This window comes from Bacillus sp. NMTD17 (assembly GCF_002998735.1).
In the GTDB taxonomy this organism is placed as follows: Bacteria; Bacillota; Bacilli; order Bacillales; family Bacillaceae; genus Bacillus.
In genome coordinates this window covers 388,268-402,257 of record NZ_PVRH01000001.1, presented here as the reverse complement: position 1 = coordinate 402,257, position 13,990 = coordinate 388,268, and the positions used below count along the sequence as shown (strand labels likewise).

General features: G+C 42.0%; 14 protein-coding genes. 2 read left to right on the top strand and 12 right to left on the bottom strand.

All coding sequences use genetic code 11. The features are described from left to right. Position 1: 1 nt before the first annotated feature. Positions 2 to 2,350, top strand: coding sequence for an FdhF/YdeP family oxidoreductase (locus C6347_RS02030; protein ID WP_095285686.1), 2,349 nt, complete (start codon positions 2 to 4; stop codon positions 2,348 to 2,350). 52 nt (positions 2,351 to 2,402) lie between these two features. Here C6347_RS02030 and C6347_RS02025 read toward each other — a convergent pair whose 3' ends face one another. From C6347_RS02025 to C6347_RS02000, 6 genes are all read right to left on the bottom strand, one after another. Beyond that, positions 2,403 to 3,077: a VWA domain-containing protein gene (locus C6347_RS02025; protein WP_034660275.1), complete on the bottom strand. Its 675-nt coding sequence runs from the start codon at positions 3,075 to 3,077 to the stop codon at positions 2,403 to 2,405. An 81-nt stretch (positions 3,078 to 3,158) separates the two neighbouring features. After that, on the bottom strand, positions 3,159 to 3,857 hold the full coding sequence (locus C6347_RS02020; protein ID WP_080869567.1) for a VWA domain-containing protein: 699 nt from the start codon (positions 3,855 to 3,857) through the stop codon (positions 3,159 to 3,161). Between the two features lie 323 nt (positions 3,858 to 4,180). Beyond that, positions 4,181 to 5,206, bottom strand: coding sequence for a stage II sporulation protein D (gene spoIID, locus C6347_RS02015; protein WP_106071343.1), 1,026 nt, complete (start codon positions 5,204 to 5,206; stop codon positions 4,181 to 4,183). A 254-nt stretch (positions 5,207 to 5,460) separates the two neighbouring features. Further along, positions 5,461 to 6,768 carry a UDP-N-acetylglucosamine 1-carboxyvinyltransferase gene (gene murA / locus C6347_RS02010; protein WP_034660278.1) on the bottom strand — a complete coding sequence of 436 codons (1,308 nt, stop codon included), beginning with the start codon at positions 6,766 to 6,768 and terminating at the stop codon, positions 5,461 to 5,463. 32 nt (positions 6,769 to 6,800) lie between these two features. Beyond that, on the bottom strand, positions 6,801 to 7,535 hold the full coding sequence (locus C6347_RS02005; RefSeq protein ID WP_034660279.1) for a YwmB family TATA-box binding protein: 735 nt from the start codon (positions 7,533 to 7,535) through the stop codon (positions 6,801 to 6,803). A gap of 128 nt (positions 7,536 to 7,663) precedes the next feature. Further along, positions 7,664 to 7,894: a DUF1146 family protein gene (locus C6347_RS02000; protein WP_034660280.1), complete on the bottom strand. Its 231-nt coding sequence runs from the start codon at positions 7,892 to 7,894 to the stop codon at positions 7,664 to 7,666. A gap of 137 nt (positions 7,895 to 8,031) precedes the next feature. On the opposite strand from C6347_RS02000, the gene C6347_RS01995 reads away from it, so the two are divergent. After that, positions 8,032 to 8,538, top strand: coding sequence for a hypothetical protein (locus C6347_RS01995; protein ID WP_374955720.1), 507 nt, complete (start codon positions 8,032 to 8,034; stop codon positions 8,536 to 8,538). Positions 8,539 to 8,578: 40 nt separating this feature from the next. Here the strand turns inward: C6347_RS01995 and C6347_RS01990 are convergent, their stop codons facing one another. The 6 genes from C6347_RS01990 to atpF form a co-directional block, all read right to left on the bottom strand. Continuing rightward, positions 8,579 to 8,974, bottom strand: coding sequence for a F0F1 ATP synthase subunit epsilon (locus tag C6347_RS01990; protein ID WP_106071342.1), 396 nt, complete (start codon positions 8,972 to 8,974; stop codon positions 8,579 to 8,581). A gap of 24 nt (positions 8,975 to 8,998) precedes the next feature. Continuing rightward, positions 8,999 to 10,420 carry a F0F1 ATP synthase subunit beta gene (gene atpD, locus C6347_RS01985; RefSeq protein WP_034660283.1) on the bottom strand — a complete coding sequence of 474 codons (1,422 nt, stop codon included), beginning with the start codon at positions 10,418 to 10,420 and terminating at the stop codon, positions 8,999 to 9,001. 24 nt (positions 10,421 to 10,444) lie between these two features. Next, positions 10,445 to 11,311, bottom strand: a complete 867-nt coding sequence (locus C6347_RS01980) for a F0F1 ATP synthase subunit gamma (RefSeq protein WP_034660284.1) — start codon at positions 11,309 to 11,311, stop codon at positions 10,445 to 10,447. 88 nt (positions 11,312 to 11,399) lie between these two features. Then, on the bottom strand, positions 11,400 to 12,908 hold the full coding sequence (atpA, locus tag C6347_RS01975) for a F0F1 ATP synthase subunit alpha (protein WP_034660286.1): 1,509 nt from the start codon (positions 12,906 to 12,908) through the stop codon (positions 11,400 to 11,402). A 16-nt stretch (positions 12,909 to 12,924) separates the two neighbouring features. Next, positions 12,925 to 13,470 carry a F0F1 ATP synthase subunit delta gene (locus C6347_RS01970; protein WP_034660287.1) on the bottom strand — a complete coding sequence of 182 codons (546 nt, stop codon included), beginning with the start codon at positions 13,468 to 13,470 and terminating at the stop codon, positions 12,925 to 12,927. Continuing rightward, complete coding sequence (gene atpF, locus C6347_RS01965; protein WP_034660288.1) at positions 13,467 to 13,988, bottom strand: F0F1 ATP synthase subunit B; 522 nt, start codon at positions 13,986 to 13,988, stop codon at positions 13,467 to 13,469. The genes C6347_RS01970 and atpF overlap by 4 nt, the downstream gene beginning before the upstream one ends. Positions 13,989 to 13,990: the final 2 nt, after the last annotated feature.

The following is a 13,990-nucleotide window of genomic DNA, read 5'->3' as shown; positions in this document are numbered from 1 at the left end:
CATGGGGAAAACAAAACATAAGGGGCCTATTAAGCTTAATAAAAAACCCTCACCAAAGCTATGGGCCTCTTTTGCGCCTATGGGGCTTGGGAAAGTAAAACCGAAACACATTCGAGATACGATGAAAGTGGCATGGGAAAACAAGGATAATCTCCCCTATGCATATCGTATTTTAACGCAGGGCGTGTGTGATGGCTGTGCCCTGGGTGTTTCAGGGTTATATGACCAAACGCTCGCAGGACCTCATATATGCACCACAAGACTAAATGTACTTCGTCTTAATACAATGCCAGCTATTGATCCAAAATGGTTCGAAGATATTCAACAGCTCAAACAAATGGACAGCACCTCTCTTCGCAAACTTGGCCGTATTCCTTATCCACTGATTCGAAAAAAAGGTGACAATGCCTTTACGCGTATTTCCTGGGATGATGCATTAGATCAAATCGCAGCTAAAATCAAATCAATTGATAAACGGCAGCTCGCTTTCTATTTAACGGCTAGAGGAATTACAAATGAAGTCTATTATACCGCTGCGAAGGCAGCTCGCTTTATCGGGACAAATCATATTGATAATGCGTCTCGCATTTGTCATTCACCGAGCAAAACCGCTCTTAAACGATCCCTTGGTATAGGAGCCTCCAGCTGTAATTACAACGATTGGATCGGAACAGATGTCTTAATTTTTTGGGGATCTGTCGCAGCAAACAATCAGCCCGTTTCCACTAAATATATGTATGCGGCGAAAAAGAAAGGAACCAAAATTATTGTCATCAATCCGTACAAAGAGCCTGCCATGGAAAAGTACTGGGTTCCCTCTATTCCAGAAAGTGCTCTATTCGGCACAAAAATCGCGGATGATTTCTATCAAGTCAATATAGGCGGCGATATTGCGTTTATGAACGGCGTCATCAAACATTGGTTTGACATGGAGCAGCATGCTCCCCATTCCGCTCTTGATCATGAATTTATTCAAGCCCATACTACCGGCATACAGGATTTAAAGCAGCATGTCGCACAGTTGAAGTGGGAGGACCTAGAAGCATCATCAGGCTTATCAAAAGAAAGAATGAAGGAATTTGCGATCCTCCTTGCCAATGCCAATTCAGGCGTTTTTATTTGGAGTATGGGCCTTACCCAGCACCGCTTTGCAACTGATAATATATCACAGGTCGCCAACCTTGCTATGTTACGTGGATTTATTGGCAGGAAACATTGTGGTGTCATGCCAATTCGAGGGCATAGCGGCGTTCAAGGTTCTGGTGAAATGGGTGCTGATCCATTCGTTTTGCCGGGCAGTGATTTTGATGAAGAGAATATTGAAAGAATCGAAAAAATTTGGGGGTTTGACATTCCGAAATGGCATGGTGACACCATTGGGCAATCCTTTGAGAAAATGGCTCTCCCAAAAGAACATCCGCAAAAACTCAAAATGCTATTTACGAGCGGCGGAAACTTTTTAGAAACGATGCCAAATCCAGATGCGATCGAAAAAGCTTTATCTGAGCTTGAACTCCGTGTCCATCAAGATATCATTTTGAATACCTCTACACTTGTAGAGGCAGAAGAGACGGTAATTGTTCTGCCTGCTATGACAAGATATGAACAGCCAGGCGGCGGTACATCAACTAGTACGGAACGCATGGTATATTTCAGTCCAGAAATTGAAGGACCTCGTATTGAGGAAGCCAGAGCAGAATGGGACATTTATATTGATCTTGCAAAAAGAGTCCGGCCAGAAGATGCTGAGCTGATTCATTTCGAAACGGCTGAAGACATTCGCCGTGAGATTGCGGTCGCAAATCGAAACTATGACGGCATCCAGCATTTGCGTCATAAAGGAGACGTTTTTCAATGGGGTGGCGCATGGCTATGTGAAGACGGGGAGTGTCCAACACCGGACGGCAAAGGACATCTTCTTCCTGCCCAGCTGCCTCAATACCGAAAAACGGAAGGACATTTTAATATCACGACAAGAAGAGGAAAGCAATTCAACTCCATGATCTATAGTGAAAAGGATGCCTTTAATGGTGGGAAGCGTCATTCTATCTTGATGAATAACGAAGATGCAAAAGAACTTTATGTCCAAGAAGGTGATCCAGTTGTCTTGTTTAATCAATATGGGTCCTATCAAGGAGTGGCTCAATTCGGGGATTTGAAACGTGGCAATATCGCTGTTTATTGGCCTGAAGGGAACGTTTTAATTCCAAAGGGTGTGTATGAGAGCTACTCACAGATTCCCGAGTATAATACGGCGGCCATATTAGAAAAAGCCGAAACTTTTCATGCAAGAAAAGATCAGCACTACGTGGAGAAACGAATTGATGAATTAGAAACTACTTTGAATTGATCTTCAACTAAAAAACAGCTGGGGAAAACAATCCCCAGCTCCCATTCATATCCTACTGACCAAAAGCGCTCGCTTCATTTTGTAGAATGTGATTCAATTCTTCGGCATTCGCAGCCGGTTGATATTGTCCACCACCCGCTTTTGCAACAGACTTTAGACTTTTTGCTTCTTTTTCATTCACGTCAAAGCCGATGATATTGACAATGGTGTCAATTCCGTCTTCATGTAATTCCTTTGCTGCTTGTGAAGGGCTTCCTCCACAAGTTTCTTTACCATCACTGACGACATAGACAATATTTTTTCCTTCAGCCTGGTGATCTTCAAAATCTTGTTTCGTATCTGTTAATGCTTTTGCAAGTGGTGTCCAGCCGGTCGGCTTATACACATTCAGTGCTTGCTGAAATGTTGATGGCTCATATGATCCAAATCCGTAAACGGCTTCAGAGCTTCCACAAGAAACTGCTTTTCCTGCATTTTTATTGGTTCCTTCATGACCAAACACACGTAGCAGGACTTGTGTATCTTCTGATAAAATACTTGCGAAGCTTTGAATAGAACGTTTGGCGATATCGATTTTCTTTTCGCCTTCAACTGATTGTGCCATGCTGCCGCTTAAATCAAGTAATATCACCACATGAGCAGGCTCCTGTTTTGTCACAGCATGAGCTGGTGAAGAAAGAAGCAGGACAAGACTAGCCAAAATGGTTAATACAATATTTCGTTTCATTCATAAAAACCTCCCTTTTACATTTGTACAGAAAAAGAGAAACGATAGCATACATCAATCGTTTCCCTTTTGTTCAGCAAGTTATTCGTGTAGTTTTAATGATTCTGCCGACAAGATAGAACCCATTTCTTTACCAGTGCTTGCTTGGTAGTATTGGCCTTTACCCGCTTTGGCTACTTGCTTCAATTGACCTTCATAGCCATCGTTAAAGTCTAATCCGATCACATTAACAACAGTCGATCCTTTTGAGTTATGCAATTCTTTTGCTACTTTTACTGGATCTCCGCCACAAGTTTCTTCACCATCAGTGATTAGGTACACAATATGTTTTGTTCCACCATTAAGCTGTTCATCCGTTTGCTTTGCATTTTCAAGAGCACGAGCAATCGGTGTCCAGCCATTTGGTCCAAGTCCGTTTAAAGAGTTTTCAAAGCTTTCTTTTTCGTAAGGCTGTACGCCATAAACGCCTCTAATGACTTCACATGATTGAGCTTTACCTGAATTTTTGTTGTTACCTTCAGAGCCAAACAAGCTCATACGAATTTTAGCGTCTTTTGGAAGTGACTGAGCAAATTTAAATACCTCTTGTTTTGCGAGGTCAAATTTGCGTTCTCCCTCTACTTTTCTTGCCATGCTTCCACTTGCATCAAGTAAGATAGTAACTCTTACATCTTTGTTATGTTTTTTGACTGTAGATGCTTTTGCAAATACTGGTGAAGAGATTGACATAGATAATGTCAATACAGCTAAGGTTACGAGTGTAAATACTTTTTTCAACATCATTTTTCCTTCCTCCTTATGTATTTAATTGAAACATCTTAATCGTAAAATATTCTGTCTTGGAATGGTATAGGACTCGGTCCCTTTTTCTCTTTCATCAAAATCACTAAAAATCTGTCAGTTGTCTAGATATATTCACCTAACACATCATTTTTTCTTTTGTTTTCTCCTTCTTTCGAGGGGCTTTGTATCGGCCATCGGTTCTTGTCGGGACGTAAATGTTTAAGATTTCCTGAGGTGCGTCTTAAGTCGCAAATTGACACATTCTGTTCAAACCTCTTGGAACACAAAAAAAGATGCCTCATTTCTGAGGCACCTTTGCTTTATTTTTTAGCCATATACGTGTTGAGAAAACGTTCAGCTGATTCAATTTGAATCCCTTTATAATAATGTTTCACGATAGCCTCTACTTTTTTGCCTGACTGTGCCATATAGTGCGCACCATACTGACTCATTCCAACCCCATGGCCATACCCTTTTGTCGTAATGATAATTTGCTGGCCCTGTCGTTCCCATGTAAAGTCCGCTGAATGAAGTCCTAGTGACTCTCGAATGTCTCTGCCTGTCAGTGTTTTACCGTTTATTACGGCTTTCGCTACTTGATTTCCTGGCGTCCGTTCTACTATCTGTCCTACCTGAGCCTGCTGAGTGAGCGTCACACCTAATTTTTGCTGAAATTCACTAACTGGGATGGTTTTCTTATTTTGAAATTTTGGCGATTTTTCATCCCATTTACTTGAGACACTTTTCAAATATGGGATTTCGTTTTTCCAATAAGCTTCGGCATTTTCCGTTTTTCCGTTACTTGTTGAAAAGAATGAGGCATCAATTGGCTTCTCATCATAAGTCAGCACTTTTCCTTGTGTGCTGGCGACAGCTTCTGTGACTTTTTTTAACTTCCAATTGTACGCTTTCCCCCAAATTTTCTTGAGTTCCTGCTTGTTTTTATAAACTTGGAACATTTGGGTGTCATCTACAAGAGAGCCCTTTGGTGATTTGACGGTCTTATCGATGATCATTTGTCTGACGATATACGTTCTTGCAGCGAGTGCCTGTGCCTTGAGTGCTTCCATTTCAAAATCAGCTGGCATTTCAGACGCTACGACACCGATCACATACTCTTCTAAGGGGATGTTTTCTACCTGCTGATGAGCTGAACGATAGACGGGGATAGCGACGGGTGATTGCTTCAATTTGACTGTACCCTTCACTTCTTTTTTAACTGATGGCTCCGCTGATACATGCTGGCTTACCTCCGGTTTCCCTTGAAACGTCGGCAACACAAGTAAAGTTGGAATCATTAAAATAATGATGCATATTCCTGCGATTGTCCATATCATTGGTTTCATATTTGGCTGCCCCCATTTGTCATTGAATCTCTTTTATCCTATGGGCGGGGACAAGCTAATATGACAGCTTCTTTCATTCAGTGGACAAGTCTTTTGATGAAGATATGAGGCTGTTTATCAACTGATTTTACTGTTCGTCTTTATGAATAAAATTTAAGATGGTTGGATACACTAATGATAAGCTTTAAAAATAAAGCATTCTATGATTCTAAAAAAAATCAGCATGCCCCATGGACACACTGATTTCTTTATAATTACGCGTTCAGATCTGATACAACTTGTTCTTGTGTCACATCTGCTGTTTCATCGTTTACTCTTTCAATATCTGCACCGATTGCTGCAAGCTTCTGGTGGAAGTTCACATAACCACGATCGATATGCTTCAACTCCGTGACACGTGTATGACCTTCTGCTACTAATCCAGCAAGTACAAGTGCTGCTCCTGCTCTTAAATCAGTCGCTGATACTTCAGCACCTTGAAGTTGAACCGGCCCGTTGATAATCACAGAGCGACCCTCAATTTTAATATCGCCATTCATGCGGCGGAATTCTTCAGCATGCATAAAGCGGTTTTCAAACACCGTTTCTGTAATCATGCTTGTTCCGTTCGCACGAAGCAATAGCGCCATCATCTGAGATTGCATATCCGTTGGGAAACCAGGATGTGGCATTGTTTTTAGATCGATTGGCTTGAGCTCAGATGGTCCAATGACTCTTAAACCTTCTTCTTCTTCAATGATCTGAATACCCATTTCTTCCATTTTTGCTACAAGTGATGTCATGTGCTCTGGCACTGCGCCCTTTACAAGAACATTTCCTTCTGTAATAGCTGCTGCCACCATGAAAGTACCTGCTTCAATTCTGTCAGGGATGATGTTGTGTTTTGCACCGTGAAGTGTTTCCACACCTTCGATTTTGATTGTACCAGTACCAGCTCCGCGAACCTTACCGCCCATGGCATTGATGTAGTTTGCCAAATCAACAATTTCAGGTTCTTTTGCTACGTTTTCTAAAATCGTTGTTCCTTCAGCTAATGCTGCTGCCATGATGATGTTTTCAGTTGCACCGACACTTGGGAAATCCAAATAGATTTTCGCACCTTTTAAACGGCCTTTTACTTCAGCCTCGATGAAACCATTTCCTACTTGAATTTTAGCTCCCATTGCTTCAAAGCCTTTTAAATGCTGGTCAATTGGTCTTGAACCAATCGCACAGCCTCCAGGTAATGCAACTCTTGCATGACCTGTTCTTGCTAAAAGTGGTCCCATGACGAGCACAGACGCTCGCATTTTACGGACATACTCAAACGGAGCCTCAGTTTCTAGTGCATGAGATGCATCCACTGATACTTCGTTATTTTCAAAATGTACTTCTGCTCCTAAATGACGTAACACTTCATTGATTGTATATACATCGGAGAGCGTAGGTACATCACAAATTACGCTTTTTTCTGTACTTGCTAACAAAGATGCAGCGATAACTGGTAAAACGGCATTTTTTGCGCCTTCTACTTTAACTGTGCCGTTTAACTTTTGACCGCCGCGGACGATGATTTTTTCCAAGGTCTTCCCCTCCGCGTCCCAAATTCTCTATATTAATATTCAGTCGTTACGATTGGTGTGCCAACCGTAATCGTATGATTTTCGTTCATTTCCGAACTTCTGATGGCAATTTGAACATTCATTTTATCATTTGAAGTCATAATGAACTGTTCCCACTTATCTGTGTAAGCGGAAAGCGACACAAAATTAGACTCAACGAGATACTCAACTGGTTTTGCTTGAAATTCATTTGCTAACGTTTCAGCTTTTTTTTGCAAAACAACATCCATCATACCATTTACATGACCATCGAGACAAGTAAAAATTACAAATTTCTCTTGTAATATGCTTTTTGCATGACGTACGAACTGATCATATGTATGCTCCCAGGTATTCAGTGGGCGAGCACCTTTTTGCTCATATAATAAATACGACTTTTGATTGGATTTTGTGTCGGTCTTCACGAGTAAAATTTTCGATAAAGTATCATTTTTTTCATCTTTGTAAATTCCTGTGACTTTGGTGACATGTTTCTCTTCTTTTTCGGTCCACTCATACTGTCGTAGTTCGTCTTTCAAACGTTGCACTTTTTTTGAAAATTGTTCGGATGAAATGTCTACATTTGTTTTGGCGTGAAGGGTCCATCCATCTACTTCAATTTGCTGGTTTTTCAGACCTTCTGCTATTTGGGCGAGCGGAGAAGATTCTTCCGCACGAACACCTTGAATCATCAGAACAAAAAAAAGAATAAACGCAAATAATGGCCAACCTTTTACATACTTTCTCACTTGTCATTCCCCCTTGCTACAAGTGTTGCCGCAAGGAGGTCTATGCATACGTGGAAAAGTCATCAAAGGCCATACTTTTGACGCTTCTTTTTACGTTCCCGCATAAGGTAGTGACCAAACCTTTTATGTTAGAACATATAAGGAATTTGTCTAGAGAAATTTAAGTAATCAAGGAAGAAATTGCTGACTGCAGATGCGATGGCAATGGTAATGAGCATCATCAGCAATCTTGCCTGAACGATTTTCCCTTTTTTAATCAGTGGATCAATATTTACGGCAAGCAATGCCCACCATGTTACCGCAATAAAAAACAGGTGGATCACAATACTCACGATGGCTTGTTGTCCTACGTCTTCCATACAGTTGAATCCTCCTTTTATTTATTTCTGTAAAGGAAAACTCCCTTTCATTATATCCTCGAAAATCGGAAAGATGAATCATTTGGAAAAAAGAGCTATATTTAGAGTAAATCCCCTCTTATCCTGGTGCCAGGGAGATGATATACTGCGTGTGGAAGGAGCTGAACACATTGAAAGATTCTTTTCCTGACTTTGTTGATTTGTACGGAGAACTGGTTCCCTCATTTGATCATGAATGGGAGGCCATTGCTTTCTACTTTGATTATAGACAGACACAGCTAGAAGAATTAGCGCAATTGTGTCATTTTCATAACATTTCTTTGGATTATTCTGAGGAAAGCCTGTATCAGTTAGAATCACTATACTTTGATGCATTTACCAAGCAGCTGTTTGCTGAGTGGAAAATGCCAATAGATGCATTAGAAGCGATGATGAGTGTGTATATGGGAGAGGTTGTCCTCCGTCATCATTCAGATGCTGACTGGGTCGTGCGGCCTTATATGGACTCTCCGCATCAATATACGCTTGGTTTGCGCCGGCACAATAAAACGTGGCATAGTACGCAGTTTTGCGAGCACTTATATCTTGAAAAACAGGATTCTCACCCGTATGTGTCGATGTACCAATCTCTCATGTCATTCTAAAAAATCCTTCTTATCATTGTGATAAGAAGGATTTTCTGTTTTATATCCCTGCTACATTTAAACGGTTTAACGCCCGTTTTAATGCGAGTTCCGCCCGGCGTACATCACTTTCATTCGGGTGGTTCAAATGCTCTTCAGCACGCTGTTTCGCTGATTTAGCACGATCGACATCAACTTTATCTGATGTTTCAGCGGCCTGAGCAAGAATGGTTACTTGTTCAGGGCGAACTTCAACAAATCCGCCACTTACTGCAACCAATTCAGTTGATCCACTATGTTTTAAGCGAACTGCACCGATTTTTAGCGGAGCAACCATTGGAACGTGGCCAGCTAAAATACCAAGCTCACCGCTTTCTGCTCTGACACTGACCATTTCCACATCCGCTTCATACACTGGGCCGTCGGGAGTAACGATATTGACTTGAACGGTCTTCATGCTTTTACCCTCCTAAGGACCAGATTAGGCCTCTACACCCATCTCTTTGGCTTTTTCAACCACTTCTTCAATGCGTCCAACTAAGCGGAATGCATCTTCTGGAAGGTGATCGTATTTACCAGATAAGATTTCCTTGAAGCCTTTAACAGTTTCTTTCAATGGCACATAAGAACCTTTTTGGCCAGTGAACTGCTCTGCTACGTGGAAGTTTTGAGATAGGAAGAATTGAACACGACGTGCTCTGTGTACCACAAGCTTATCGTCCTCAGATAATTCATCCATACCTAAAATGGCAATGATATCTTGTAGTTCTTTATAACGCTGCAATGTTTGCTGCACTTCACGCGCAATGGCATAATGCTCTTCACCAACGATCTCAGGTGCAAGTGCACGAGATGTTGAAGCAAGAGGATCAACCGCTGGGTAAATACCCATTTCAGTCAGCTTACGCTCAAGGTTTGTCGTTGCATCAAGGTGAGCGAACGTTGTTGCTGGAGCTGGATCCGTATAGTCATCCGCAGGTACATAGATCGCTTGAATCGATGTAACCGATCCTACGTTTGTAGACGTGATACGCTCTTGCAGCTGACCCATTTCTGTTGCAAGTGTCGGCTGATAACCTACCGCTGAAGGCATACGTCCAAGTAGAGCTGATACTTCAGAGCCTGCTTGTGTAAAACGATAGATATTATCGATGAAGAACAATACGTCTTGACCTAGTTCATCACGGAAATGCTCTGCCATTGTCAAACCAGTTAGGGCAACACGCATACGTGCACCTGGCGGCTCGTTCATTTGACCGAAGACCATGGCTGTTTTTTCGATAACGCCAGAATCTTTCATTTCGTAGTAAAGGTCGTTTCCTTCACGTGTACGCTCTCCAACACCAGCGAATACAGAAATACCGCCGTGTTCTTGTGCGATGTTGTTGATCAATTCTTGAATCAGAACGGTTTTACCTACACCGGCTCCACCGAATAGACCGATCTTTCCACCCTTGATGTAAGGAGCAAGAAGGTCAACAACTTTGATACCTGTTTCAAGAATTTCAACTTCAGTAGAAAGTTGATCAAAAGAAGGCGCTTGTCTGTGGATTGGATCTCTTTGAGCTTCCACACCAAGTGGCTCATCTAAGTCAATGTTATCTCCCAGTACGTTGAATACACGTCCAAGTGTTACGTTACCAACTGGTACTGAAATTGGTTTTCCAAGGTCTACAGCTTCCATACCGCGCTTCACACCGTCTGTTGATGCCATTGCGATGGTTCTGACTGTATTATCACCTAAATGTAGTGCTACTTCTAAAGTTAAGTCGATAGTAACTTCACTTTCGCTTTCCGCTTTATGCGAAACTCTGATCGCATTATAAATCTCAGGCAAGTGACCGTCTTCAAAATGAACGTCTACGACTGGTCCCATGATCTGACTGATGCGTCCTGTTTTCATTGCATTCCCTCCTGACAATTATTTCTATTCTAAGGCAGCTGCTCCGCCGACAATTTCTGTAATCTCTTGTGTAATCGCTGCTTGACGAGCACGGTTATAAGAGAGTGTCAGGTTGTCGATCAATTCTTTTGCGTTGTCTGTTGCACTCTTCATTGCTGTCATCCTTGCAGCATGTTCACTTGCTTTGCTGTCAAGAAGCGCACCGAAAATCAAACTCTCTGCATATTGAGGAAGGAGAACTTCAAGAATTTCTTCTTCAGAAGGCTCAAACTCATAAGATGCGGAACGTTTATTTGGTGTCGCTGCGGCCGAAAGGTCCGTTAGCGGCAATAATTTCTTCTCTGTTACTTCTTGTGAAATGGCACTGACAAAGTGGTTGTAGAACATGTAAAGTTCGTCAAACGCTTCATCAGAGAACATTTGAACTGTACTGCTTGCTAATTCTTTAATATCAGCAAACGCTACTTCGTCTCCAAGCCCTGTTACTTCAGAAATAACTGGAATACCGCGCTTTTTGAAGAAGTCGCGTCCGATTTTACCAATCACAATCACCGCATATTCATCAGCGGATTGATGACGAGATTGAATGGTTTGGTAAGCGGCACGCAAAATCGAGCTGTTAAAAGGTCCTGCAAGCCCCCGATCAGATGTAATGACGAGATACCCTGTTTTCTTGACAGGTCTTGAAAGAAGCATTGGGTGCTTAGCACTTGTTCCAGTTGCGATTGCAGCAACCACTTCCTGGATTTTCTCCATGTAAGGAACAAAAGACTTCGCATTGTTTTCAGCACGATTCAGTTTCGCAGCTGATACCATTTGCATCGCTTTTGTGATCTGACTCGATTTTTTCGTTGACGTGATCCTTGACTTTATATCGCGTAATGAGGCCAAAGATTTCACCACCTTTTTTCAGGAATCCGTGTTCATTTACGTGAAAAGAGAGAAAAAGAGAATCTTTTTCTCTCGGAAAGATTACTAATTAGTTGCTTGGTGCAAACGTACGTTTAAAGCCTTCGATTGCTGTATTCCACTCTTCATCAGCAGGCATGTTTCCTGTTTGAGAGATGGTGTCAAACAAGTCTTTATGGTTTTCTTCAATGTACATGAATAACTCAGCTTCAAAACGTTTGACATCAGCAATCGCGACATCGTCTAAGTATCCTCTTGTAAGTGCATAAAGAATCGCTACTTGTTTTTCAACTTTAAGCGGTTTGTTCAAGTCTTGTTTTAAGACTTCAACTGTTCTAGCACCACGGTTTAATTTTGCTTGAGTCGCTTGGTCTAGATCAGATCCAAACTGAGCGAATGCTTCAAGCTCACGATAAGAAGCAAGATCCAGACGAAGTGTACCTGCTACCTTTTTCATCGCTTTGATTTGTGCAGAACCACCTACACGAGATACAGACAATCCTGCGTTTACTGCTGGACGTACGCCTGAGAAGAAGAGATCAGATTGTAAGAAAATCTGTCCATCTGTGATTGAAATAACGTTTGTTGGGATATATGCAGAGATATCGCCAGCTTGCGTTTCTACGAAAGGCAATGCTGTGATAGAACCGCCACCCTTTTCGTCACTAAGCTTCGCTGCACGCTCTAATAAACGAGAGTGAAGATAGAAAACATCACCAGGGAATGCCTCACGACCTGGAGGACGACGAAGCAATAATGAAAGCTCACGGTAAGCTGCCGCTTGTTTAGAAAGGTCATCATATACAACAAGTACGTGCTTGCCGTTATACATGAATTCCTCACCCATCGTTACACCTGCATAAGGAGCAAGGTAAAGAAGCGGGGCTGGCTGTGATGCAGAAGCTGTGACTACGATTGTGTAATCAAGCGCACCATGCTTACGAAGTGTTTCAACAACACCACGAACCGTTGATTCCTTTTGTCCGATCGCTACATAAATACAGATCATGTCTTGATCTTTTTGGTTTAGGATCGTATCAATTGCAACAGATGTTTTACCTGTTTGACGGTCACCAATGATCAATTCACGCTGTCCGCGTCCGATTGGAATCAAGGCATCAATTGCTTTAATCCCTGTTTGAAGCGGCTCATGTACAGATTTACGATCCATAACGCCTGGTGCTTCACTTTCGATTGGACGAGTTTTGCTCGTTAAGATTGGACCTAGTCCATCAACAGGCTGACCAAGTGGGTTCACAATACGTCCGATTAATTCTTCACCTACTGGAACCTCCATGATACGACCTGTACGTTTTACATCGTCACCTTCACGGATATCTTTGTAAGGTCCTAAAATCACGATACCTACGTTAGACTCCTCAAGGTTTTGAGCCATACCCATTACACCGTTAGAGAACTCAACCAGCTCTCCTGCCATAATGTTGTCAAGGCCATGTACACGCGCGATACCGTCCCCTACTTGAATGACTGTACCGACATCTTTTACTTCAATTTCAGATTGATAGTTTTGGATTTGCTGCTTTATCAGCGCGCTAATCTCTTCAGCTTTGATACTCACTAAGGTTTCACCCCTTCTAACGATTTTCGCCTGCAAGCTGACGTTCAATGCGGGAAAGCTTTCCGCTGACACTGCCGTCATAAATGCGGTTTCCGATACGGATTTTCACTCCGCCTATTAGATCCTTGTCAATCACATTTTCAACACGCAGTGATGTGACTCCGGCTTTTTTGGCAAATACTTCAGATAAAGATTGAATTTCAGCGCCGCTCAGCGGTTTCACTGAATACACGACCGCATCGTCTATTTGTTTCGTGCGGTTTGCAAGTTTCACAAACTCAGACGTCATTTCAGAGAAAATATTCGTGCGTCCGCGGTCAATCAATAAATACATGGTGTGCAATACATGTGTCGAAACACCTTTGAAAGCTTCTGCAATCAAATGTTTCTTTTTGTCTGCCGTAATCTTTGGATGAACAAGAAAGTCATTCAATTCTTGGTCAGCCTTTAGAACTTTTTTGATCTCATTCAGCTCTTTTTCAGTTTCGTCTACTGCCGAAGAAGCAAGAACGATGTCAAAAAGAGCAGAAGCGTAACGCTTAGAGACAATAGTCACGCTCATCGGCTTTCGCCTGCCTCTTTAAGATACTCTTGAATCAATTTCTCTTGTGCTTGCTCATCAAGTTCTCTTTCAATCACTTTAGATGCAATGAGTACAGATAGTGATGCAACCTGCTCACGCAGTGCAGCCACAGCTTGTTCTTTTTCTTTCACGATTTCAGTTCTAGCAGACTCTTTCAAGCGCTCTGACTCTTGACGTGCTGCTTGAATGATCTCTTCTTTTTGTTTCTCACCAATCTTTTTCGCATTTTCGATGAGTGTATGTGATTCTTCGCGTGCTTCTTTCAATAAGACACGTTGTTCTTCAAGAAGCTTTTCAGCTTGAACGTGCTTTTGTTCAGCACTTGAAATTTCATTTCCTATATAATCTTCACGCTGCTTCATAATACCTAATAAAGGTTTAAGCGCAAATTTCTTTAAAAGTGCAAGCAGGATGAGCATAGCGATAAGCTGGAATAACATATCCCCGGCGTTGAAACTTAAGCCACCTGCTCCTAAAACCACTGGTAACTGAGACATTT

Bases quoted from the DNA above. Each gene is read 5' to 3' on its own strand.
- spoIID (WP_106071343.1), bottom strand. From the start codon at position 5,206: ATGAAACCAATGATATGGACAATCGCAGGAATATGCATCATTATTTTA.
- C6347_RS01995 (WP_374955720.1), top strand. From the start codon at position 8,032: ATGATATACTGCGTGTGGAAGGAGCTGAACACATTGAAAGATTCTTTT.
- atpF (WP_034660288.1), bottom strand. From the start codon at position 13,988: ATGTCTCAGTTACCAGTGGTTTTAGGAGCAGGTGGCTTAAGTTTCAAC.
- C6347_RS01990 (WP_106071342.1), bottom strand. From the start codon at position 8,974: ATGAAGACCGTTCAAGTCAATATCGTTACTCCCGACGGCCCAGTGTAT.
- C6347_RS02025 (WP_034660275.1), bottom strand. From the start codon at position 3,077: ATGAAACGAAATATTGTATTAACCATTTTGGCTAGTCTTGTCCTGCTT.
- C6347_RS02030 (WP_095285686.1), top strand. From the start codon at position 2: ATGGGGAAAACAAAACATAAGGGGCCTATTAAGCTTAATAAAAAACCC.
- atpD (WP_034660283.1), bottom strand. From the start codon at position 10,420: ATGAAAACAGGACGCATCAGTCAGATCATGGGACCAGTCGTAGACGTT.
- C6347_RS01970 (WP_034660287.1), bottom strand. From the start codon at position 13,470: ATGAGCGTGACTATTGTCTCTAAGCGTTACGCTTCTGCTCTTTTTGAC.
- C6347_RS02020 (WP_080869567.1), bottom strand. From the start codon at position 3,857: ATGTTGAAAAAAGTATTTACACTCGTAACCTTAGCTGTATTGACATTA.
- C6347_RS02000 (WP_034660280.1), bottom strand. From the start codon at position 7,894: ATGGAAGACGTAGGACAACAAGCCATCGTGAGTATTGTGATCCACCTG.